At 37.1% G+C, this 24,332-nt stretch carries 23 protein-coding genes and 2 pseudogenes; 5 read left to right on the top strand and 20 right to left on the bottom strand.

Features of this window, described 5'->3' with window-relative positions:
- Window positions 1-13: 13 nt before the first annotated feature.
- The 3 genes from FN924_RS07235 to FN924_RS07225 form a co-directional block, all read right to left on the bottom strand.
- The gene (locus FN924_RS07235; protein WP_143893099.1) at window positions 14-193 is read right to left on the bottom strand and encodes a hypothetical protein; all 180 of its coding nucleotides are present in this window, start codon (window positions 191-193) and stop codon (window positions 14-16) included.
- 156 nt (window positions 194-349) lie between these two features.
- Window positions 350-2,275 carry an ATP-dependent DNA helicase gene (locus tag FN924_RS07230; protein WP_143893097.1) on the bottom strand — a complete coding sequence of 642 codons (1,926 nt, stop codon included), beginning with the start codon at window positions 2,273-2,275 and terminating at the stop codon, window positions 350-352.
- A gap of 218 nt (window positions 2,276-2,493) precedes the next feature.
- Window positions 2,494-3,048 (bottom strand): RNA polymerase sigma factor, encoded by a 555-nt coding sequence (locus FN924_RS07225; protein WP_143893095.1) that lies wholly within the window; start codon window positions 3,046-3,048, stop codon window positions 2,494-2,496.
- Between the two features lie 143 nt (window positions 3,049-3,191).
- On the opposite strand from FN924_RS07225, the gene FN924_RS07220 reads away from it, so the two are divergent.
- A complete protein-coding gene (locus tag FN924_RS07220; protein ID WP_143893089.1) occupies window positions 3,192-3,578 on the top strand; it encodes a thermonuclease family protein in 387 nt (128 codons plus the stop codon).
- A gap of 113 nt (window positions 3,579-3,691) precedes the next feature.
- Here FN924_RS07220 and FN924_RS19940 read toward each other — a convergent pair.
- Window positions 3,692-5,409, bottom strand: a pseudogene (locus FN924_RS19940) (IS1182 family transposase).
- Window positions 5,410-5,630: 221 nt separating this feature from the next.
- Window positions 5,631-6,635, bottom strand: a complete 1,005-nt coding sequence (locus tag FN924_RS07210; RefSeq protein ID WP_143893087.1) for an NAD(P)/FAD-dependent oxidoreductase — start codon at window positions 6,633-6,635, stop codon at window positions 5,631-5,633.
- Between the two features lie 185 nt (window positions 6,636-6,820).
- Here FN924_RS07210 and FN924_RS07205 point away from each other — a divergent pair, with 185 nt between their 5' ends.
- The 4 genes from FN924_RS07205 to comJ all read left to right on the top strand — a co-directional run bounded on the left by FN924_RS07205 (window position 6,821) and on the right by comJ (window position 8,668).
- On the top strand, window positions 6,821-7,525 hold the full coding sequence (locus tag FN924_RS07205) for an MBL fold metallo-hydrolase (protein ID WP_143893085.1): 705 nt from the start codon (window positions 6,821-6,823) through the stop codon (window positions 7,523-7,525).
- Window positions 7,526-7,530: 5 nt separating this feature from the next.
- Window positions 7,531-8,103: a TetR/AcrR family transcriptional regulator gene (locus FN924_RS07200; protein ID WP_143893083.1), complete on the top strand. Its 573-nt coding sequence runs from the start codon at window positions 7,531-7,533 to the stop codon at window positions 8,101-8,103.
- Window positions 8,104-8,258: 155 nt separating this feature from the next.
- Entirely contained in the window at window positions 8,259-8,378 is a 120-nt protein-coding gene (locus FN924_RS19330) for a competence protein ComJ (protein ID WP_228409616.1), read from the top strand.
- A 44-nt stretch (window positions 8,379-8,422) separates the two neighbouring features.
- The gene (gene comJ, locus FN924_RS07195; RefSeq protein ID WP_143893082.1) at window positions 8,423-8,668 is read left to right on the top strand and encodes a competence protein ComJ; all 246 of its coding nucleotides are present in this window, start codon (window positions 8,423-8,425) and stop codon (window positions 8,666-8,668) included.
- A 280-nt stretch (window positions 8,669-8,948) separates the two neighbouring features.
- Here comJ and FN924_RS07190 read toward each other — a convergent pair whose 3' ends face one another.
- From FN924_RS07190 to FN924_RS07125, 15 genes and pseudogenes are all read right to left on the bottom strand, one after another.
- Complete coding sequence (locus tag FN924_RS07190; protein ID WP_143893080.1) at window positions 8,949-9,956, bottom strand: DUF3231 family protein; 1,008 nt, start codon at window positions 9,954-9,956, stop codon at window positions 8,949-8,951.
- A 716-nt stretch (window positions 9,957-10,672) separates the two neighbouring features.
- Window positions 10,673-11,040 (bottom strand): annotated as a pseudogene (locus FN924_RS07185) (NAD(P)H:quinone oxidoreductase, type IV); the annotation flags it as partial.
- A 99-nt stretch (window positions 11,041-11,139) separates the two neighbouring features.
- Window positions 11,140-11,946 (bottom strand): patatin-like phospholipase family protein, encoded by an 807-nt coding sequence (locus FN924_RS07180; protein WP_158633963.1) that lies wholly within the window; start codon window positions 11,944-11,946, stop codon window positions 11,140-11,142.
- Window positions 11,937-12,554: a DedA family protein gene (locus tag FN924_RS07175; RefSeq protein ID WP_143893076.1), complete on the bottom strand. Its 618-nt coding sequence runs from the start codon at window positions 12,552-12,554 to the stop codon at window positions 11,937-11,939. The genes FN924_RS07180 and FN924_RS07175 overlap by 10 nt, the downstream gene beginning before the upstream one ends.
- Before the next feature lie 31 nt (window positions 12,555-12,585).
- Window positions 12,586-13,725 carry an MGDG synthase family glycosyltransferase gene (locus FN924_RS07170; protein ID WP_143893074.1) on the bottom strand — a complete coding sequence of 380 codons (1,140 nt, stop codon included), beginning with the start codon at window positions 13,723-13,725 and terminating at the stop codon, window positions 12,586-12,588.
- Window positions 13,726-14,271: 546 nt separating this feature from the next.
- Window positions 14,272-16,194 (bottom strand): HAMP domain-containing sensor histidine kinase, encoded by a 1,923-nt coding sequence (locus FN924_RS07165; RefSeq protein WP_228409615.1) that lies wholly within the window; start codon window positions 16,192-16,194, stop codon window positions 14,272-14,274.
- A complete protein-coding gene (locus FN924_RS07160) occupies window positions 16,169-16,864 on the bottom strand; it encodes a response regulator transcription factor (RefSeq protein WP_456095388.1) in 696 nt (231 codons plus the stop codon). The genes FN924_RS07165 and FN924_RS07160 overlap by 26 nt, the downstream gene beginning before the upstream one ends.
- A gap of 239 nt (window positions 16,865-17,103) precedes the next feature.
- Window positions 17,104-17,304 (bottom strand): hypothetical protein, encoded by a 201-nt coding sequence (locus FN924_RS07155; protein ID WP_143893071.1) that lies wholly within the window; start codon window positions 17,302-17,304, stop codon window positions 17,104-17,106.
- Window positions 17,288-17,563: a hypothetical protein gene (locus FN924_RS07150; RefSeq protein WP_143893069.1), complete on the bottom strand. Its 276-nt coding sequence runs from the start codon at window positions 17,561-17,563 to the stop codon at window positions 17,288-17,290. Before FN924_RS07150 ends, FN924_RS07155 begins: the two co-directional genes overlap by 17 nt.
- A complete protein-coding gene (locus FN924_RS19530; protein ID WP_267129012.1) occupies window positions 17,560-17,688 on the bottom strand; it encodes a hypothetical protein in 129 nt (42 codons plus the stop codon). The genes FN924_RS07150 and FN924_RS19530 overlap by 4 nt, the downstream gene beginning before the upstream one ends.
- Window positions 17,689-17,849: 161 nt before the next feature.
- On the bottom strand, window positions 17,850-18,617 hold the full coding sequence (istB, locus tag FN924_RS07145; protein ID WP_143893067.1) for an IS21-like element helper ATPase IstB: 768 nt from the start codon (window positions 18,615-18,617) through the stop codon (window positions 17,850-17,852).
- On the bottom strand, window positions 18,617-19,846 hold the full coding sequence (gene istA, locus FN924_RS07140) for an IS21 family transposase (RefSeq protein ID WP_143897161.1): 1,230 nt from the start codon (window positions 19,844-19,846) through the stop codon (window positions 18,617-18,619). The genes istB and istA overlap by 1 nt, the downstream gene beginning before the upstream one ends.
- A 376-nt stretch (window positions 19,847-20,222) precedes the next feature.
- Entirely contained in the window at window positions 20,223-22,385 is a 2,163-nt protein-coding gene (locus FN924_RS07135) for a type IA DNA topoisomerase (protein ID WP_143893065.1), read from the bottom strand.
- 641 nt (window positions 22,386-23,026) lie between these two features.
- The gene (locus FN924_RS19325) at window positions 23,027-23,131 is read right to left on the bottom strand and encodes a putative holin-like toxin (protein ID WP_228409614.1); all 105 of its coding nucleotides are present in this window, start codon (window positions 23,129-23,131) and stop codon (window positions 23,027-23,029) included.
- A gap of 521 nt (window positions 23,132-23,652) precedes the next feature.
- Window positions 23,653-24,225: a DNA-3-methyladenine glycosylase I gene (locus FN924_RS07125; protein WP_143893063.1), complete on the bottom strand. Its 573-nt coding sequence runs from the start codon at window positions 24,223-24,225 to the stop codon at window positions 23,653-23,655.
- Window positions 24,226-24,332 lie beyond the last annotated feature (107 nt).

The following is a 24,332-nucleotide window of genomic DNA, read 5'->3' as shown; positions in this document are numbered from 1 at the left end:
CCCTTTATTCCCATTAGAATTGTGTATTTACGTAGTTTTGCTTATTGCTTTTTTCTTCTTGTGCCATTCCTGCGACAAGTGGTGCAAACTCTTGAGCCGTTTTACTAATACTTTTCCCTCTTGACATGCTGTAGTAAGCCGCAGCTCCAATCCCTACTGACGCTAGAATCGGCATCCACATTTTTTTATCCATTCCTTTTCACCACCTTAAACTGGAATCCTCTTTAGTTTTTGAAAAGGAATCAAAATCATGTTAGAGAGTTATTGCCAGTTCTTTCGTTCGCCCTCAAATAGAAATTATGGGAAATCAACCAGTAAAAAAAGCACCCCTTTAGGAGTACTTTTTAGATTATGACCATGCAATTTCCACAGGTAATATGGCTGTTAATTGTTTGTTAGCATCTTCTAATTGTTCTGGAGAAACCCATATCCTCACAACACCAGAGTCTGTTTGACTTCGAATGAGCCGCCCCACACCTTGTCTAAGTCGTAAGAGCATATAAGGAAGATCGACTTCCAAGAAAGAATCCTTAGCATGGTTACGTTTTGCTTGGAAAACTGGATCGTGCGGCGGAAACGGTAGGGAAGCTATAAGTACTTGTTTTAATGATTCCCCAGGAATGTCCAAGCCTTCCCACAAATGATAAGAGCATAATACAGCCGGGATATCTGTTTGGAACTTTCGAACAATATTGCTTATTTCTTCGTCCCCTTCATATAAAATCGGAAATGACCAATTCGTTTTGTCAGCCCACTTTCTAAAGCGATTCATTTCTTCTCCGGAAGAAAATAATATGAGCGTACTCCCGTTCATTTCTACTAAAGATTGTTCCATTTCCTTCCATTTAACATCTTCATTTGAGTACGTATATCCAATAACTTTCATATTCTCATCATAATCAAAAGGGGAACTTACTTGAAAGGAATCATATTGTTCAATTCCAAGACTGTTTGCCATAAAATCAAAGCTACCTGCTTGAGATAAGGTTGCGGAAGAAAATACGAATGGAATGGATTGAGAAAATACTTCTTTTTTCAAAATATCTTCTACAAGCCGCGGCATAATTACAAAAGTAAGATCCGTATCTTCTTCCTCTAACCAAAATATTCCTTGTTCTTCCTTTATTAATACAGACAAACCATAAGAGAAAAATTCGAGATACTCTTCAATAATTCTTATATGATACGGATCGATGGTGAATAATTCTGAGTCAAAAACTAATTGCTCTAGTAACTGATTTACCTTTCCATCTAACTCCTTCACAAAGGAAAGCATTTTAGTACTTCTTGGTACATCCCGCCGGTTTGAACCTTCCACAGACACGGATTCATCTTGTAACCAATCAAACCAGTCGTCATGAATAGCTAAGATGTCTTCTACCAAATAAAGAGATGCTTCTCTTACATCTTGGCTCATGTAGGTTGTTAACACTTTTTGAAGTGTTCCAGCATGAAAACGATAAGTCAGTCCTTTTTGAGCAGAAAACTCTAGCAAGTGCCCCTCATCAAATATGACACAGCTAGCTTCTGGTAAAAGTGGCATTTGCCCTTCACGCTTTCTCGAATCCTTTGTCCATACATGCTCCATATAAAAATCATGCGAACAGATAATTAAATCACTGGAATGTCGATAATATTCGCGGTTTAACGTCTGTCCACTTCGGTGACGCCATTCACAGGTTGAGCATTGTTGGAGAGGGTCCCAAGCAATCGATTCCCATTTCTGATCAGATACCCAAGGATATTCCTTGCGATCGCCATATCGCTCAAAGGCATTCATGGATGTCCCTTGTTCAAAGACAAATTCGGGAATTTGATCGTGAACAGCCAAAATATCCGAATCATCCGTTTGATTTACTAAAGCATCTAGCTTACGATAGCATACATATTGCTCTCTTGCTTTTGCTAAACGAACATCAACGGAAATGCCAAGTGCTTTCTCCAACTTTTCAATGTCTCCACCTTCTTTTACCAGTTGCTCAATTAAGGTTTCATCCGCACAAGAAATAATGGCTGGCTTTCTTTTATATCGTGCGTAGCAAATTGCATAAAGAAGATAGACAAGTGTCTTACCAGTTCCTACACCAGCTTCTGCAAAGATAATGCTTTTTTGTTTAAAAGCCTTCTCTAACTGAAAAGCCATATAAATTTGTTCATCCCTTAATTCAAAACCCTGTTCAGGTAAGATGTCATAAAACACATCCCCGACAAAATCCCCTAAACGATCGAAAAAATTTTCAGTCTTAGATATCGTAAATGGAAGACCGTTAGACATATATGTACGCGCTCCTTTAGTTTTTCTCATCCGTTCTAATTATGTACAGGAAACGGAAAAAGGATGCCTTTCTCCTGGAAAAGGCATCCTACGTTTTGTGGCGAAAAACCGATGACCACATTCATCGTTAAGCGTTTCTCGACTTACACAAAATAGCTCATCGCTCTAATACTATACCACCTATTACAATTCCCGACAATAGGTATCTTTTAACAATGCTAAGAAACACTTACAGCTAATTGTTCATTCTCTTCCAGATTTCCTTTTAAATGCTTTCTAGCCCTGCATAACCTTGATTTAACCGCTGCTTTCGATAGCTTCAAACGTTTCGCTATTTCTTCATCTTTCATTTCTTTCATATATTTTAATTGGAACACAGCTTGTAGTTTTGGACTCAGTGCTTTCATCTCTTCTTTTATCTCATCTTCTGTAAATAACCTGTCTAATTCATTTTCAACATTTCCAAACAAGCTACTTTGGTAAAGCTTCATACACACCACTTCCTCAATAGGAACAGCACTTATTTTTTTCTCTTTACGCAAAAAATCAATAGCAGTTCGAGAGGCAATTGTAGATAACCAACCCGAAATTTTTTCGGTATCACGAATCATATCCATTTTTTTAAACGCTTTAATAAATGTTTCCTGGGCAACATCTTCGGCTAGCGAGGGGTTTTTCAAGATCATACAGGAAACTCGTAACACTTTCTGATAATACGTCTTATATATTTCCTCAAAATTGATGAATGTACGGTCTACTTCCATTTGTAACATGATCCGTTTCCCTCCCTTTTCACAGTTCTCGATACGTAAACTGTAGACACTGTATTAGTATAAGTAATACAGTAAGTATATACTACTTTTTACATTTTGGAAAGTGCAAAATGAATTATTTTAATAATTCGTTGGCATAACAAATCAAAAAAGATTGTTATTTCCAACTTAGTTACCTATACTCTAATTTAGATACAAAACAATTATTAGAAGGAAAAACCGTACAAATTGAATTCGATGGTCCACTTCGTGATTATTATGATCGGCTGCTCGCTTACATTTGGGTGGATAATCAATTATTTAATGAAATGCTATTGCGAGAAGGTCTGGCCCGCTACGCTTATGAATTTGACCCACCTTATCGATATTCCGATAGGTTACTAGATGCAGAACAGGGAGCAAAAGATGAGCAAAAAGCAATATGGAGTATAGATGGCTATGTATCTAAGAACGGATTTCAAACATCTGTATCGCCCTCTAATCAAAAAGAAACTGACAATGATTGGAAGACTTCGAAACACAACAACTAGCACAGCATTTTTTTGAAACATCAAGCGGCCCTAATATAGACACACACCAATTAGACGGTAATGACCAAGATGGAATTGTTTGTGAAAATTTACCATAATTTTACCATATTAATTCAAGGTTGCCTATATGCAAAAACATGGGGCTGTCTCAAAAGGCCTCTTTGAAATGAAAAAGCCACGGAGATATTCATTTTTCTCCGTGGCTTTTTCGGTGTGAGCTTATTTCCGCTATGAAACAGGCGGTTCCACTCTGCCTGTTTCAGGAAGTTGTGGGCCATCGCGACCAGTCCAAACTCTATCCTTACTTTATCGATCCCACGAAGAGAAAATCGCCGGAACGACCGATTGCCCTTGATATGACCGAACACACTTTCCACCTCCACTTTTCGTCTGGCGTAGATACGTGCTCCTTTGTCACACCAAAGGTTTTCCCTTGCTTCCTTCTTCAGTTGTTCAAATGCCGGGTTATAGTAAACGCGCCGGTTTCCTTTTGCTTTCGTGCACTTTTCTTTTAATGGGCATCCACTACACTCTTCGCATTCATAGACCTTGAATGTTCGCGTATAGCCGTACCGATCGGTACGGTGCGAGTGGAATTGAAAAAGAACTTTTCGTCCATTCGGACAAATGTAATAATCCCCATCCTCCTTGTACTCCCAGTTCATAACCTGACTTGGGTCTTTCTTGAACGAACGGGACTGCTCTTTTCGCATCGTGTTGTAGGGAATGAGTGTTTCAAACCCTTCCTTCTTTGCGTATTTATAATTGACTTCTCCACCATACCCTCCATCAGCGACAATTGTATTAGGGAACGGAAGCTCTCTGGCCTGTAGTTTTTGAATGTGTGGTTCAAAACAACGGGTGTCCGTTGGACGCTGATGGATCGAGTAGCCGAGGATGAATTGATTTTCTGTTCCTGCCTGCACATTATAACCAGGTTTCAGTTGTCCATTCTTCATATGATCTTCTTTCATTCGCATAAAGGTGGCATCCGTGTCTGTCTTGGAATAACTGTTCCGGTCACCGAAGGTGGCCAGCTGGGTTTCATACTTTTTTAAACGAGGTAGGTAGTCCTGGCTCAACGTTTTATAGATACGTCGTTTAGCACGGAATACTTCCTTTTTTTCTTTCTTCTTCTTTCCTTATCATTTTCTTCTTCGACGGCTTTTTCCGCCTGTTCTACCTGGGTTTCTACCTGCTCGACAACTTTTTCGAGTTGCTCCGAAGTTACTCGCTTGGCAGGAGACCCTTCATCCGGAAGTATTTTTTCATCCATCTCAATGGCATCTTCAATATCCGCGAATGTTTGATCCAATTTTTCCTGTAGTTTTTCTTCGTAACGTTGGACAGATTTTTTCCACACAAACGTGTATTTATTGGCATTCGCCTCGATTTTGGTTCCATCAAGGAAGTAGTTGTCCATGGATATGTACTCTTGATCGATTAGAAGCTTAATCAACTCCGTGAATAAAGGTTCAATAATTGCCTTCATACGTTCTGAGCGGAACCGGTTGATGGTTCGGAAATCTGGTGTCTGTTGGCCGGCCAGCCACATCATCGGGAGATGTTCCCGAAGGGCTTTGGCGATTTCACGGCAGGAGTAGATTTTTTGCGTGTAGGCGTATAAGATAACTTTTGTCATCATTTTGGGATGATAGGAGCTCCGGCCACCCCCTTGGTATTGGGAAAAGAAGATATCATCATTCACCTGTTCCACCATGGCATGAATGACGCGGACCACATGGTCCTCTGGAATTAAATCACTGAAGTCCATTGGTAGAACCAACTGACCCATGTTATAATCAATGAAAGTAGCCGAAGAGTTACTCATAAAAAATCGCCTCACTTTTCGTTTTTTGTTGGTTTGGTCGCTTACATTATAACGAATGAGGCGATTTTTTTGTATGTAAAAGAGAAGATTTTTGCATTGTTGATTGCCAATTTGGGAAGGGAATCGTTTCCCAATGCCACTTTTCCGGCACCAACAGTAATAAAAGAAAAGGGCTGTCCCAATTAGTCTATACAGACTTATGGGACAGCCCCATGTTTTTATTATTTTTTATATCGATATTCGACAGTACTATACACTTGCGCTACCGCTTTAGGATTCAGGTATTTAGCCATACTATTTACCGCGGTTGTCACTTCACTGAATCCAGTCGCAATAATCATGGACTTATTCTCATATTGAATACCATCACCAGCAGCATAAATTCCAGGAACAGATGTCGCCATATTCTGATCAACTACTAGTCGACCTTTCTCTGCTTGAAGATTCCATTCTGAGAATGGTGCTGAAACCATTTTAACTCCTTGATAAACAAGTAATTCATCGACTGAATAAGAACTTTCTTCCTTGTCTGAAAGGATTTGAAGCTCATGTAAAGAACTCCCATCACCTTTTAACTCTTCTATCGAAACATTATAACGTACCTCTATATTAGTAGCTTGATGCAATTTCTCAAGGTCTACATCTGCTGCATACTGAAATTCTGTTCCTTTACAAAAAAGGAACACGTGTTTTGCTGTTTTCGCCAATGTTAATGCCCAATCTACTCCAGCTCTTTGATTAGAAAGGACGGCAACCTGCTTATCTCGGAACCTGTCCGGATTTCCCATCATATAGTGAATAGTTGTCCCTGCATATTTCTCCGCATCCTTATGTTCCAAAGGTATTGGATCATAAATTCCAAAACCAGTCGTAAGAAGAATTGTTTTGGAAAAATGAACATCTCCACCCCGGGTAGTAAGCTCAAACACATCATTATCGACTTTATGAATCGATTCTACATATTGTTCGAGAAGTATTTCCGGTTGATTAAGGTTGGCTTGCTCTATTAACTGCTGGACGAGGTCAGCACCAGTTATAGCTGGTATACCACCGATATCATATATATTTTTTTCAGGATAAAATTGAGCGACCTTTCCTCCGAGAAATGAAGATCCCTCTAAAACTTTGGTTGATAAGCCCCTCATCCCACAATAAAAGGCAGCAAACAATCCTATCGTTCCTCCACCAATAATGGTGACATCTAGCACATTTTGATTTTGTGACATAAAACATCCTCCTAGGAGTTAAAAACCCGTTATGAAGTAAGTATTAATTGATAATAATTCTCATTATAATGGATACAGATAGGAAATCAACAATTTATACAATTACTGAGAAGGGATTGACAAGTAAATAAACGCCATTATAATGTAACTAATAACATTAGTCTTAAAACTAATGAGGTTAGTTTATGAAAGTGACCACTATTGATAACATTCATCAAATTACTTTTTTTCCATCCCTCTTCCCAGTCAATTGTTATTTAGTAGAGGAAGAAAACGGACTTACTTTAATTGATGCCGCATTACCTAAAAAAGCAGATGCTATTTTGAGCGTGGCTGAGGAAATAGGTAAACCAATTACACATATACTTTTAACACATGGACATAGCGACCATATCGGATCATTAGATGAGTTAGTGTTAAAAATCTCCGATGTAAAGCTTGCCATTTCTACCCGAGATGCAAGATTATTAGCAGGAGATAAAAGCCTAGATCCCGAGGAAGGAACATCCCCAATTAAAGGAGGAATTCCAAAACATATTCAAACAAAACCAGATATCCTTCTTGAAGAAGGCCATACGATCGGTTCACTTAAGGCAATCGCAACACCCGGCCATACCCCCGGATCTATGTCCTTTCTGGATCAACGAACTCATTCCATAATTGCTGGCGATGCTTTTCAAACAAGGGCTTCTATCGCTGTAGCCGGCACAATCGTTCCTTTATTTCCATTTCCAGGGTTTGCTACATGGAATAAAGAAAAAGCACTTGATAGTGCCAAAAAGATTGCAGCCCTCTCTCCTACGTTATTAGCAGTAGGTCATGGAAAGCTGATACAAAATCCTGGTCCACAAATCCAACATGCAATTGATCATATGGAAACGAAGGGTTGAACAATATGGCACCTAAACATAGAATCACTCTTAAAGATATTCTAAACATTAGTATCGATATAGCGGACAAGAACGGATTATCAGATATAACATTAGCAAACGTATCAAAAAGACTAGGGATTCGTTCTCCCTCACTTTATAATCATATAAATGGACTTTCGGGACTAAAAATCGAACTTGCATACCAAGGGACGAAAGGGTTATATGATGAAATGGCCGGAGCTGCAATCGGTAAGACAGGTAAGGACGCAATCTATTCTATCTCCTATGCGTATATAGGATTTGCACGAAACAACCCCGGTTTGTATGAAGCCATTTCACTAGCCGTAAAAGTGGATAGTGCAAAGGTTCAAGACCAAGCAGATAAAATCTTAAAGCTAATGATTACTCTATTAAAAACGTTTCCTTTACCAGAGGAACTTCTCATTCATCATGTTAGAATGTTGAGAGCTTTTCTACATGGATTTGTTACCATTGAAAGAGACGGTGGTTTCGGGATTCCGCTTGATATAAATGAATCCTTACAAATCGGGTTAGATACTATCATCACCGGTATGCTGGGGAATGAAAAAATATAGAAAATTACAATCTGACAGGACGAACCTGCTCTTTCGTAATATAAGGTTAGCCAGAATGCTAAATATTTCTGGTTGACTTTATATTACGAACGAAGCAGATTAGTGAAAGTAGTAAGTTATAGTGGTTTTATTAATTTGTTAAAAGGGTGAGGTCAATGAGTGGGATAACGTTTGATAGTGATATTCTCTATTCACAATTAGCAGTATTTCAGTATGGATTAGAACCCCCCTTTAATTACTGGAATGACACTCGTGTTAACCAAGGACTTGCATAGAGAGAAGGTTCTGTATCTTTTGGAACTATTTCTGATGATGAAGTATGCAAAATACCGTGAGAGTTAGAGATAAGAAAGAAGTGGATACCGATGCTATTAGGGCAATCACTGTCCCTTTTTATATCAGCAACAAAGGAATTGAAGTTGGTTCTATTATGGAAACAAAAGTGATTGCTATTGAAGAAGGAATGTATGGTTACTTTTTACCGTGGATTGGGTCATTACTCATTTTGCTTTCATTGAGAATGATAATCCTATGGCGAAAGTTATCAAGGCAGATGAAGAACTAAATCCACCATCAGTGATGAATGCTCAACCATCAATATAAGGAAGTCGTCTTCAACAAAAATAGCGTTGATCCTAGAAAGGATTAACGCTATTTTTGTTGAACTTATCTAACTATAGAAGCAGTTATGTTTAATAAGAACGTGGTAAAATAACCTTCAAATGAGGTGGTCATTTTGGTTAGTTCGATGCAAACAAGACGCTAAATAAAATTAGAAGATCGTTGTTGTGGTAAAATTTTAGTCCTGTCCATCTATCCTCTCTTTTTCACATAAAATACCTATCTCATTTTTTGTCTCTGGCAAGGTCTTTTCTGTTGGGAGCAAGTGGTGGTTGTTCTAACCATTTATTTTTGGTCATTAAATTGAACCATTCTTTTGTAACCATTAGGTTTTTTAATATTATTTTTTCATAGGTTGTTACGAGGTCTACCCGCATGGCAGATGCAAGACCAGCACCATGATATGATTGGGCAGATTGTAATAAGAATCCAATATGATACAACATTAACTTATCTGAAAAAGGGGAATCTGTGGAATTTGTAACCTCTGATTCCCAAGACATTGGAACAGGCAAATTATCACCTTTTAGTATTTTACTCAGTGATTGAATTTGCTGATCAGAAGTGTTCTGTGTACTCTCTAAAAATTTTCTAACCTCTTTTGATTGTGTTACTTGACTAAATCCAATGGAAAGTGATTTCTCCATTATCTTCTTTTTTAAATTAAGTGATAGCGCAATAATTTCTAGTGATGCTAAAGGACGCTTGTCTCCAAAAAAACCATCTATAAATTGCTGTCCTGAAACAAATTCAGAATTCTCATTAGGGTAAAAGTAGGGGTCTCTTTGAAAATGCCCTTTTTCGAGTAGTAATTCAGTGGTTCGATGATACATACTCATCCCGTCATTACTACATGAATCATAAAAGCGCCTCAAGTCCTTCCTGACAGAAGAACCAAGCGATGTTGAGTGCCCCAGTAAACCATGTAGTGTCATAATATGCAGATAGTGCAAACAAAAGATATCAGAGAATAACCTCTTGGACCCTTTGTTAAGGTCTGATTCAGAAAAGCCAACTGGTACTGGGAATCCTTCGTTTTCTATAAAGTATGTTATTTGATCTTTTTGTTTTTCAAATATCTTTATTGCGTCTTCAAATAGCAGTTTTATCTTTTCATCTTCTATTATGGATAGCATATATCTATTTATAGTATCAACGGCTGTTCCATTTACATATTGTCCCCACAATGTTCCTATTTCAGACGATGTGAGTTTTAATTCCTCTTTATCCATTAAATCACCTCAACCAAATGTTTCCCAATTACTATCTTTTTATTAAGCATTTCTGTTTTACTACGGTTAGTTTGTGAAATATATCACTTGAACTAACGGGGGCGTTTCTTTAACAGGAAAGGCATTGTTCTGATTAGAATCACCACTTGGTACCTTACCTTCTTTTGAAAATTTTATGATTATTTTTTGTATAATAAAGACAGCATTACCAACTACATATGTTGGTTTCCCAACATATGTAGCACCGATGGTATCACTTACCATCGCTGTGGAACCATTTGCGAAAATAATCCACCTGACAATCCAACACAGACGTTACTGATGGATTATTCGTTAAGGAACCTTGTTACTAAAACAAATACTATTAGTGTTTGGCATTTGTTAAAATATTGAACAGCATATTTGTACTGCGCAGCAAATGACATTGCTTTATTAGTTGTTCTTCTTCAAAATAGCTACCCTATGGTTTAAGTACACTTATTCATAATCCTGAAAACAATATATTCTTCTAATTTTTGACCTTTACTTCATACGAACAATTGCTGTAATAGTGCTTCGTTCATATTCTATCAATAATATAGCTATCCTCTTGTTAACCGTGGTAGGTTCTGAAGTCGTGTCGTAAAGCTGATCCCCTTATTCACTATTAGTTCGCTTTTGTTAAGTGAAATTTTAAATGAGCAAATCAAAAAGATTTTGATTTGCTCATTGTTCATTTATTTAATTGCTCTTCTAACCCATTCAGCTACAGTGACTGTACGCTTCGCATAATTCTTAACAGCTGCTTAAACATTCTCAATCATCTTACCATCTTGACCAATTGCTACACTTACTCCGTATGGATTACCACCTGATGTAAATTGAACTGGATCCATGTAACCTAATGATACGGTAATTGCTCCCCATTGATTCATAGATGTGTCAAGTGATAGAATTGTTGCTTTTGACCGCCATGTAAGTTTTGTACAGAAGTCATTGCACTGACAACTTTATTTACAAGTTTACCATTAAACCATAAACCACCAGTTGTATCTAAGAATTCTTTCATTTGGGCGGGCGTCGGCACGCTAAAAATATTCGCATCTTCCCCTGTTGACAAACTATTAGCTGGTTTAGCCATTCATGAAGCACAATAATCAGCGGTTCATAACAGAGAATGAAAATGGTTATAAACCGCCAATACTTAAGCTTCTCTCCACTGTTCCATATATATCACATTACCGACTGCTTCTCCAAGGAATTCTCTAGTTAGTACTTTCCTTGCTTCAGTTTGCCCTTTTTCTATAACCATAGGGATTGACTTTGGTGCAAACCTGCCGACATTCACTAAATCGATATCCATTATCACATCTGCATGTCGCTTCAGTAGTTGGTCTGTGTTTAAGGAACTAGCAATATCCATATACCTATTCATATAAGAAATGAGGCTAGTGGGACTTTGGTTTTGATAATTGGAGCTTAATACTCTTATAGCGGTTACGTGTTTTGCTCCCATTTCTTTTACAATATCCGCCGGGTTATTGTTTAAAATATAACCATCCACCAATAGTTTTTTACCGATTTGAACTGGCGAAAACACACCTGGAATAGCGATGGAAGCACGTAATGCTTTGGCTACTTCCCCTTCTCTAATGATAGTAAGTTGCCTTGAAATTAAGTCTACACAAACAACGGCAAGAGGAATGTCTAGATCAGAAAAATATTTACCATCGGTTAATTGTAATAATGTATTATAAATCCGATCTCCTTTTAACCAGCCTTTCTTATTAAAGCCAAAATCCAAGTGTTTTCGTATTGATAGACTATCAAGAGCATTTACCATCTTATCTGGATGTAATCCACATGCAAACAATCCCCCGATCACTGCTCCAGCACTTGTTCCTGCAACATGAGTGATTGAAATATCATGATTGAGTAATTCCTTCAAAGCTCCAATATGGGCGACTCCTCTCAAACAGCCTCCCCCTAATGCTACTCCTGTCACACGCACGATTCATTTCCTCCTTCCTTTACGAATGTTTTTCCCGCTTTTCTCTTCTTTCTAATTACCATATTTAAACCAATGATTACTATTGCTATTGAAACCGTTACATAAAGATAAATGCTATTACTTTGGTAAAATGTTCTAAAAGCTTCGTAGCTTCCATTAAAATAATTACCTAGCAAAATCATTACAAATGACCAAGGATAAATTCCAACAAATGTTAAGAGTAAATATGGTGTTAACCTCATTTTACTCATTCCAGCAACATACGAAATATAGTTCCCTAACCCAAACGGCCGGGAAATGGCTACACTCCATGCACCGTACCTGACGAATAGGTTTTTTGCTTTTTGTAAGCCTTTTTGTGGACCTTTTTTAAGTAGTCCATCAATTTTACCGCCAAGAAAATAAGGAATTAGACTTGCAAGACAATACATTAAACTCATCGCGGCAGCAACTAAAGCCGTATTCCAATAGCTAAATGGCAGTATATACCCGTAGGCGAGCACAACCGCTATTCCTGGAAAAGGGAGGGATGAACCTTCTAAAAACATTGCTGCAAATAATCCAATAAGACCAATGTCCTTTAACCATTGTAAAATAACTTCGATCAACTAAACCGCCTCCCATTTTTTGATTTATCTATTACATGGTTTGTTGTACTTTTACGTAACTAGGATCTAATACAGAATTGATGAAATGAAAGATTTCCTCTGGTTCTCTAAAGTCTTGCGCATTGGAAAAACGCTCTAACGACTGTTGGTTTTCCTCCATCTTAGCCTCATTTCTTAGTACATTCTTAATCTGTTTGGCTACATCCAATCCCTCTTCTATCGTGAACACTAGCCCCTGTTCTTTTAGTTGCTTTAAATTAATTATCTCCTGCCCAGGGAGTGCGGAATGGACAAAGATTGGGACTTTCTTTTTGATTGCCTCACTGATTGTGACACCACCGGGCTTTGTGATTATTGCGTCTGCTACATCATACAATTCATTCATTTTTCTTCGGGAATTTATATATGGAAGAGGATGGATGTTACCTTCATTTCGACGAAAAATCTCCTTGTAAAGCTGTTTGTTATTTCCACATAATACATATAGCTGCACGCCCTTTACTCTGTTAAAATTATCGATAATCTCTCTAATTTTGCCAAGACCTGCGCTTCCACCAGAAAGTAAAATAGTTAACTCTCTGTCAGCTTTTTTCATGAGGGATGTACTGTAGAAACTTTCGTCAATAGGAATACCTGTAACAAGAATGTTTTTGCCTCCGATACCATATTTTTTAATTAAATGAAACTTCAAACTGATGTCAGGTACAAAATGATAGTCCACACACTCTCTCCCCCAAACATCATTAATGAAAAAGTCAGTGTACACATTCACCAATGGAATGGAACAAGCACCGGACTTTTTCAATTTACTTACTAAATAGGATGGGAAAGCATGAGTACATATAATTAAATCAGGCTTTTCTTCAGCGATAATCTTTTCCATCTCTTTAAGAAATAAAAGCTCATAATGCTTATAAGAACGCTCCGCCTTCGATTTATAAGCAAGCTTTCTATACACCCAAGCATATGACTTCGGATTTTTCTGGATCCAACCTAAATAGGTTTTCGTAACTAGAGACTCAATGACTGAATTCCAGCTACTCATCACATCTATCTTCTTACATACAATTACATCCGATCTTTTATTCATATATTCTGTAACTGCATTTGCTACTTGATGGTGTCCTGATGGCAAACTATCTAATAAAGGAAAAAACAAAATTTTTTTCAATGAAAAGCACCTCACTTTAGTTTTATATTTTTAAACTTCCTGGGAAATTAAAGACCAAGTTGCAAAATTCCTCGTTCAAACTAGTTCCTTATCTGGTTATGTTTATGATCGAACATCCAGAGGATGTTGGATGACAGAAAACATCGTCCAATCATCTTCTTGTGTCACATAATGTTAAAAATTAAATGACCAGACTTTGTCTGACTTTTGATAGATAATTTGTTTGTGATATTGTCTAGTGTTAGTGCAATTTCAGGTGAAATGACAAGTCATCAAATTGATACATGGTTGTTGAAAACGAATTCCGTTAGTTCGATGAGCTGCCAAGCAAAAAAGAATAGGACATCCCTTTATGTCCTATTCTTTTGTTTTTACAAACGTACCAATCAGTCATTTTTAGATTTATGTTTAGGTAGGTAGATTATGGCCTTAAATAAATCTCCGTCAATGTGGATATTAAATTTGCCTTTTTGAATTTCAATTAGGTTTTTCGCAATCGAAAGGCCTAACCCACTGCCTTGACTGGTTCTGGATTCATCACCTCTTTTAAAGCGCTCCATTAATTCGTCTGCAGAGATATTTTAACTCATAGGCCGAGATGTTTTTAAAGCTGAGTCGTAATTCGTTATTTAAATCTTCAATATCTATATAAACTCTAGACCCTTCGAGAGCATATTTAAAGATATTCGATAATACATTCTCTATGGATCTCCACAATAATTTCCCATCGGCTGTAACATACACCTTATCATGTGGATGACTCAGCTTCATATCTAAACCCATTGCTTCAATTTTGTCATTCACTTCTCCAAGCCCCTGGGTAATTAAAGACACGATATCAATTTTCTTTAAATCAACTGGAATATTTCCGCTTGATGCCTTTGATGCTTCAAATAAATCATCTGTTAACAGTTTGAGTCTTTGTGCTTTCTGATCAAGTACTTCGATATATTCGCCTGCTTTCGTTTGGTCCTTTTCATTTTTCAGTAGATCTACATAATTGATAATGGAAGTTAAAGGATTCCGAATATCATGTGAGACATTCGTAATAAGCTCTGTTTTTAACCGCTCACTCTTTAATTCACTATCCACTGCTTTTTTCAACCCATCGGTAATGCTGTTAACATTAGAAGAAAGTCTTGCAAAATCTCCCTTTCCTTCGACTTCAATGCGATGATGAAGATTTCCACTCTTAATAATCTCGATACCTTTCTGAATGGTCTGAAAACTCTTCACCTTTTTATAGGCAAACCACGCTGCTACACCAATTGTAATCGGGAACATGAAAAACGTTAGAGCAACCAAGATTGGGTAGCCAATTACAATTAATACGGTCTTTACGCCAACGCTCCCACTTTTATATACATCTCCAGTGAATTTCACTAATTTGGAAATCAATGTATAAATCAATGCATGCTTGATAAGTGTCCTATTTTTCACATGCTTCACGAGTAACATAATCAGTAGTAATCCCAAAGAAGAAATAGGTATCGTAGTGATTATGAACATGTTAACCATATTTTCAAACACATCATCCACAAAAACAGCCCAAAGCGAAAACAGAAAAATATTGATTAAGATATTGATGTCATTATATAGTTTTTCTACCGGACGGAAGTGTAACTCTTGGTCGTTAAATGACTTTCTACCTGATACGAGCACGAGATAAATAAAAGAAAGAATAAATCCTGCCAAATATCCTAATAATTTATATAAGTTTGTTGTAGCAATCGCTTTTCCTTCTTGCCACTCTTCCGTTTTTTGAGTTAAAAGTTGTTCTGTAAACGCTACAAAAACAACGGTGTTTTCGAGGTCTAGTCCATCTAATTGTTCTGTTATCCTATATAAATATTTATTTTCTTCCGTTTCTTCTGGATACAGCTCTCGTTTGTATTCCTCAAATATCATATAAGCAGGGTAGGTTTCAAACTGTTCTTTTTTGGTCTTTGAACTGTTTGTAAAAACATTGGTACCATCACTGGCATAAAACAATGGCTCATATTCTTCAAGATTTTGCTCGAGCAGATGAAACTCTTTTAAATCATCGTTGATCATCTGTTCCTTAGCTTGAGTGAGTTCGTCTGCATATTCTTCTTTAAAATTTTCGAAGTTCTTTTCTTCACTCAACTCAGGATTATAACTTCTGGAATTTTGATATTCTGAGTAATAAACTTCTTCTTCTACCCTTTTCCATTCATCCTGACGAATAGTTTTGCCACTTAAAATATATTCCTCACTTTTATACTCCCCTAATAGTCTTGTGAGGTCACTAATCAGATTCTCAAATTCATGTACATAGGCCCTGCTCTCTAAGTAATGATCTTTGGTTACGCTACTAAACTCTCCATCATTTACAATCTCTACCTCAACAAATGCTCGAACCATTCCCGTAAAACACAAGATTGCAATTATAAAAACAACGGTTTTCGTTATGATGGAATGGCTATAGTTTTTCCACTTTATATCCAACTCCCCACACCACCTTCAAATATTTTGGTTCTTTCGGATTTATTTCGATTTTCTCCCTAATTTTTCTAATATGAACGGTAACGGTATTTTCCGGGTTAAAGGATGGTTCGTTCCATACCTTTTCATAAATCTCCTCGATTGTGAATACTTTTCCGGCGTTTGCAGTCAGAAGCCTTACTATCTTATATTGAACCGGTGTAAGATGGACCTCCTCGCCATCGACGGTGACCGTTCTACTTTCATCATCGATTATCAGTCCCCCAGTCTGATAAACATTGCTCCTCGTTTCAAGGCTTCCTAATGTTGTATATCTTCTCAGCTGGGATTTAACCCTCGCGATTAACTCCAACGGGTTAAAAGGCTTGATAACATAGTCATCTGCGCCTATGTTTAGGCCTAATACTTTGTCATGATCCTCCGATTTGGCAGAAAGCATGATTAAAGGAATATTATTTTCTTTCCTAATTTCCATGGTCGCTCTTATCCCATCCATCTTCGGCATCATAATGTCCATGATAATAAGATGGATATCATGATCTTTGATTACCTCAATCGCTTCTAGGCCATTGAAAGTTTTGAATACTGTATAGCCTTCATTCTCTAAATAAATCCCTATCGCATCTACTATGTCTTTGTCATCATCACAAACTAAAATATTCAAACAGTTCACTCCTACATATAGTGTCAATCAATTCTCTCACTCCTTTAGTATTGCTATAAGGAAATGGTATCAATTAAATCTTAATAAACAATGAATGAAATTCTTAAGATTTTCTTAGTGTTTTGGGTCGCAGTGCCAAGTCACGTAAGAGAATGCGTCTTAAACTTTTAATTTACAATCTCTATGTTTTTACATGAAAAGAAGAAAAATCTGACCAACCAAAAGTAAAACCTAAAATTTGTTCTCTCCTACGCTACAATGGTTATCGGCAACGCATCTAATAGTGCCCCCTCAAAAAATGGCACTATTTCCAACTTCTGGAGTTTACTTTCCAGCGAATAAATCGCCGTTCCATAAATCGCCAGAAAAAAGACCGTCATCATAATCGTAATGAAAAATATCCGTTTCGATATCATTTCCCTAAAGGTTAATTTACTGATTGTCCACATAAGTGTTCTCCTTTTTCTGGTTCACCCAATGCAAAAAAACATCCTCTAAATGAGGTGTGATCGGTTTAACTTCGTAGATTGCAATCTGGTTTGAAGAAAAGAAATGAATAAATCTAGGAATATCGAATTCATGCTGAAGCTGGATCACCCACCTCGTACGTGCTTTTTCCTCTTTTACTATTTGATAATGTGTGACAAACGAAGGAAACGACACTCCTATATGCTTATCTATTACAACTTCAACTTTTGCTTCAGTCACTTGCCAAGAACCCTGTACAACATTCCCTTTGAAAATCCACTAATCCGTCCATTTTCTCTTCCAGTCATTCCTACTAACTCTGCTACTTCTTCAATCAGTTCTTGATCATCAGGTATTTTTACCACCTCAACCTAGTAAGAGGAATGAATTAAAAAAGGATTTAAATTTCTTTTATTTTTTTCACTTTAATATCAACAAATACCTGATATTTTGAAAAAATTTGTAGTTTTGACTGCTTTTGTCAACAACGGTTTAAAATTCCCTGATTTCAACGGAAACAAATTCCCTAGTTTCCCCGAATACTAGCTGGCTGAATGCCAGCTTTTTTCTTTTCTTTTAAACGATAGGATTCACCTTTAATATTGAAAGTGGTGGAATGATGGATCAGTCGATCCAGTATAGCTGTAGCTAATATCTCATCACCAAATATTTTCCCCCATTCTACGTAGGATTTGTTCGATGTGATGATCATTGCTCCATACTCGTATCTTCTTGATATGATTTGAAAAAGGGTATGGGCACTCAGTTCATCAAAGGCGAAGTACCCGATTTCATCCATAATGAATAATTCAGGACGACTATATCGTTTAATAATCCGTTGGATTAAACCCTGTTTTTCTGCTTTCTGACATTCAGCGATAAAGTCATTCGCAGTAATGAATAATGCTTGGTGTCCTTGAGTTAAAGCCTCAAAGGCCATGGAAATGGCTAGGTGAGTTTTCCCCACGCCTGGTGGACCTAAAAGAAGTATATTCTCCCCATTATGAATGTATCTTCCTGATAAAACCTCTTTGACTCTACGCTCATCTATACTTGGTTGAAAGCTAAAATCAAAATCATGAATACTTTTGATGTATGGTAGCTTCGCTTTCTTGATACGTTTCTCTAACGCCAGTTTCTCTTTTTGTTCAATTTCTTGGGACAAAACCGTGATTAAGAAGTCCGAATATGGTACATTATTTTTAGATGCGTCTTCTAGTAGACCATCAATTTGGTCGGCGGTATAATGCCAGCCGATTTGTTGTAAATGTTCAACTAAAAGGTCTGTGTTCATTATTGATCACCTCCTTCTAGTTGCTCATAAATTTGAAGGGGACGTTGCTCCACTTCAATATCAGGGGACTGTAAATGGCTGTGGGTCGGCAAACCAACAGTAGTCGTTTGCAGTCCTTTATAATGTTCAAGATTTATATGGTCTCGAGCTTTCCCCGTCATTAACGGATGTTTGGCGATACATTCATAGGAGTCATAGACTTCCAAGTGGTGATCCAGGGTTTCTTTAATCTTTAACTCTTGACCAACGTACCGAAAGGGTACGGAATAACGTTTTCCTTGATAAGAGATAAAACAATCCTTACTAACTGTTCGAATTTCCCAATGGTTAATAGGAAAAAGTGGTTTACTGTTAGAAGCATTCAGGTATTTTTGTTCATGTTGGAAACGGGTGATAGGAGATTCCATGGTTGTTTGATGAATCTTTCGGTTCGCTATCTGATCCAGCCATTCTCTCATACCTTCATTTAATGCCCTTAATGTTCGTTTATGCTTACGCTGCAGGAAGTTCTTCTTCACGTACCCAACTACATTTTCCACCTTGCCTTTCGTTTGTGGACGATAAGGTTTACATGCTTTTGGTGCTATTCCATAATAAGCTAAAAACTCTTCAAACTTCCGGTTAAACCGTATTTCAACTGGACTATGTTTAACGACGGCTGTTTTCATATTGTCGTAGAGAATTTGCTCAGGCACACCGTTAAAATAGGCAAATGCATTCATGTGACACTTCATCAAAGTTTCTAGGTCCATGCTATCCGTGAACTCTACGTACTTCATCCTCGAGTAACTTAATACCATCGTGAAAGCATAAATTTCTTTCAACTCTTGATCAACTTCAAACTTTCCTACATGTCCCCAGTCCATTTGAGCTTGTTTCCCAGGAGTGGTCTCATATCTTATGGTCGCTTGCTTTTTAGGGCGAGAACGATAAGGGCGTACAAAATCCCGAAGGATTGTCATTTTCCCTTCATAGCCCATAGCCTCGATCTCTTCTAAAAGTACCGTGCAATTCGTAGTTCCTTCTTTAATACGTTTCTTCAAATAATCTTTGAATGGATCCAATTTACTGCCTTTCTTATAACTCTTTTTCTGCTTTGGTAATTCGTCAGAATTTATGTACTTTCGAATAGTTTTTGGATCAAAGCCGGTTTCTTCAGAGATAGCAGTAATTGACCATCCTTTTTGATGTAATTCTCTAATCATAAAAAACTCCCCAATCTTGATCATCATCTCTACACTCCAAATCTTTATCTAGTATAGAAATGATTATCTGTTATTATTGGGGAATTTGAAACCGTCGTTATCAGGGATTTTATCACCGTTGATTACAGCTTTTATTTGAGAGAAATAATAAAAAAAGAGAAGCATCTAGTCTATTGCTCCTCTAAAGATTTATTCATAGATTTTATATTTAATTTATCTTTTACCTACCTGCTATATAATTCTACTTAGAACAAACATATCACTCTTCCACTATCCGTGTCTCTTTCGTATATAGGTTAGCCAGAATTCTAAAAATGTTCTGGTAGACCTTTTTAATTGGATTTATTATATCAGTAGCAAGGTAGTAGTACGTAACTCCCTTTATATTAAGTGCATTCCTTCACAACCTCCTGTTAAACTCCATACTCCAACTATAATAGGAGTTATCCGGGTTTTTCTCATAACGGAGATAGGCATTAAATTTAGTGCCCTTTTTACTTGTCAATCCTTTTACATAAGCAACTCTATTGTTTAATAAAGCTTGAACCATCGTTTTCGTTGGACGCTTTTTTAACGCGGCTAAAAATTTATCGTTTTTCCAAATGACAAAAGTGCAACCCTTTTTCCAGTTACTACAACCATAGCCCTTCTGTCCTTCTATGATCGAACCTCCACAAGCTGGACACTTCCCAAGTATTTCTTTGCTTACGGATGAGGATTTAACCTCGCTAATGGTAACCGTTTGATCCTCTTTTATCTTTCCAACTGCTTCTCTTGTAAAGGAAAAGATTATGTGTAAGAGCTCATCCTTCGTCCCTTTTCCTTCTTCAATGTCAGAAAGGGCTTTCTCTAAGCGTCCTGTATATTCCAAATCAAATAATTCGTTAACTGGAAATGATTCTACAAGTTTTCTTCCTTTATCCGTACATTGCAGGAACTTGTGGCTAGTTGTAATGTAGCCAACATCCTTTAACTTTTTAATGGTTTCCGCTCTTGTTGCTGGTGTTCCTATACTGAACCCTTTCAGTACAGCTAATGCCTCTTCTAGATCCTCATTTTTATATTGCTTTCCACACGTTTCCATAACCTTAAGCAGTGTCTTTTCCGTATGTTGTTTTGGAGGTTTCGTAGTATGTTTCGTGACTTCTACCTGTTGAACTTGGACGGACTCTCCAATCGTTACGTAAGGCAAATTAACCTGTTGGGATTGAATTTGTTCTACCTTCTTCCACCCTTCCACTATTTGAACCCTTCCTTTAGAAATAAAAACACCTGCTAAAGCTTCTTCGGCTATACTTGTCGTTAAAATCGTTTCTTCATATTCCGCTACCGGCATAAACTGAGCTAGAAATCGATTCTTTATGGCATCATAAACAAGCTGTTGATCAGGAGTTAAGCGTTTGGGTATAACGTAAGTTGGGATAATTGCACTATGGCTTTCTACCTTTTGATTATTAAAAATTCGTTTAGAGCTCGTAAATTTCAACTCATTTTTATAAGGTAAATCTACCGATAACACATCCAAGACACGTCTAGTTTTTCCAATTAAACTTTCATCTAATGCAGTACTAGCTGTTCTCGGATAGGTGATAAATTTTTTCTCATACAAGGTTTGAGCGACTTTTAATACTTTATCTGAAGTCCAACCTTTATATTTGTTTGTCATATAACCTTGCAAGTTTGATAAATTAAATAGAAAAGGTGAATACTCTTTCTTTCGCTCAACTTGTTTATTTAGAATTTTTCCTGTTTGGTTAGACAGACTTTTCAATAGCTCCTCCAAGTAAGACTTATCTTCAAACTTGTCCTTTTTTCCTACTGTATAAATCGCTTGATAGTCTTCCTGTTGTTTCGTTTGAAAGCTCGCTTGCAATTTAAAATAGTCTTTAGCAACAAATTCCTTTATCTCTTTATCTCGGTCATAAATGATTTTCAAGGTTGGCAGTAAAACCCTTCCAATATTTAATGCTTTACCACGACCAACCTGGTACTTCAACGTAGCTACAGATGTTAAGTTTATTCCGATTACCCAATCAGCCCACTGTCTCGTAACACCAGCATCTCTTAATGGTTTTAATTGTTCGTTTGGTTTTAGGTTTTTTAACCCTTCCTGTACCTCTTGTTCTGTCCATTCATTAATCAGTAGGCGATATACACGTTTCGTTGTTCCAATGTTTTCCAAAATGCTGTCTGCAATCAACTGACCTTCTCTATCATAATCACATGCGGAAATGATTCGATCAACATCCGAGCGATTTATTAATGTTTTAATCGTTCGGAACTGCTTGTACGCCCCCGCATCCGCCTTACTTCTGTTTCTCGGGTTCCGCTTCACCTTATATTCGAACTTGGAAGGAATAAATGGAAAGTTTTCCAACCTCCAGCGCGCCATTTTTGCATCATAATCCTTGGCATCATAAAGCTCTAGCAAATGGCCAAACGCCCAAGTAATGACATACCCATTCCCTTCCATAAATCCGTCTTGTTTTCCCTTTATATGTAAAGCATCCGCAATGTTTTTTGCTACGGATGGTTTCTCTGCTAATATTAACGTGGTTCCCATATCCAAAATCCCCTTTGCATTCCATCTCTTTATTTTAATACAAGTAACCCATCCTGTTAAAACAATATTTTTAAAAACTTTACAAATAGAAGACCTATAAAGGTATATTTTTAATATTGTCAAACCCATTTTGACACGCAATTCTCATTGTAATAGGTTATGTCACGTCTGAATGCCAAATAAAAAAGCCGTAATGACAGCATTACGACTCTCTCCAAATCCCCAGCAAATATTACATTTATTATTTTTTATAAAATGAAGCATGAATTTGGGAAAAGGTTAATATCCTTATAAAGTGGCTTTCACTCATATCGAATCTGTATTCTTTTCTTTTAGTCCAAAAGTCGGGTTATATATCTAATTTACCATATGCTTGGTTCATTGTATTTCATTTATAAAATAAAAATTACAGAATATACCAAAATATTACACGAATTTGTCGATAACTTTATATCTCGAAGTCCAAATAATTGGGCTTTGCATATCTGACTTATATGTTGTAATATGTATAAGAGTACAATTTGACAGGAAAAAAGACCACAGCGGTCACTGTGGTCTTCTAGATAAGCGGTTCCCCCAGGGATCGGCTATCCTAATTCGGAATAGACCTCACCTATAACTTTGCGGGCTAATAGGGGGGTCTATTTTTTGTTGATCATGTTCACAATCAACGCGAGCATTGCGATCAAGAATGTACCGGAGCTAAACAGCACCATAAACGTCTGATACGTACTCAGAGGCCTCACCCCCTTTCTACAGTGGGGTTAGCCGACCCTTCCCTAAAAGAACATTATCTATCAACCATTCTACCACATGATTTCCAAAAATAGAACAAATGTTCGCTTTATTTTCGTTAATTCGTTCTTATTGCCTAACACTATGATATATGGCCTATATTTTGTAAATTAAAAGAGAAAAATGGCATCGACGTAAGCCGATGCCATCTATGTATGTGGACGGATATTGATTATTTATGAAATAAATGCGAACCACCAAACAATAAGTCCAATATATACTGAAAGGCCTACAAAGCTGTTTTTTAGATGAAGGGGTATCGGATAGGGAATGAACCTCAACGTGATCCAAGTTACGAATCCCATTACACCCATACATAGAACGGCATATAATAGCATACCTAACAAGTTGTCTAAGGGTAGACTCATCGAGTCGATTACATAATCCATCCTGCCACCTACTTTCTAATGAAAGATTCCACTCAAAAATGGAATATCCTGCTAAAAATCATATCCTCCTACCATATGGTAGCCTATCCAGAGCCTTCTGACAATCTCTTTTTCCGAATATCACAATCCACTAGATGATCATTTACCATTCCTACTGCTTGCATATAGGAATAACAGATCGTAGAGCCGACGAATTTAAACCCACGTTTTTTTAACGATTTACTCATGGCATCACTTTCGTCTGTAGTTACTGGTACCTCTGATAAGTCTTGCCAATGATTTATTATTGGTTTTCCACCTACAAACTGCCAAATATAAGAACTAAAGCTACCATATTCTTTCTGTATATCTAAGAAAAGACGAGCATTCGTAACGGTGGAACGGACCTTCAGTTTATTTCGGATTATTCCTGGATTTGCTAATAACGCTTCTATCTTCTCTTCCTCATAATTAGCAACTTTCACAGCATCGAATTGGTCAAATGCTTTTCTATAATTTTCACGTTTTTGCAATATTGTAAACCAGTTTAAACCTGCTTGCGCTCCTTCTAAAATGAGCATTTCAAAAAGAAGCTGATCCTCATAAACCGGTACGCCCCACTCCTCATCATGATACGTTTGATAGAGAGGTTCTTTTACATCCCAGCATCGCTTCATTCTTGGTTTCCCTTCTTTCTGTTTTCTTTTACTATACCACAAAATAAGAACAAACGTTTGCTTAATTTTTCATTATTTCATATTGAGGGTTTACAAATTTTTTTTAG

Source organism: Radiobacillus deserti, from assembly GCF_007301515.1.
GTDB lineage: Bacteria > Bacillota > Bacilli > Bacillales > Amphibacillaceae > Radiobacillus > Radiobacillus deserti.
This window is presented reverse-complemented; position numbering and strand designations above follow the sequence as displayed.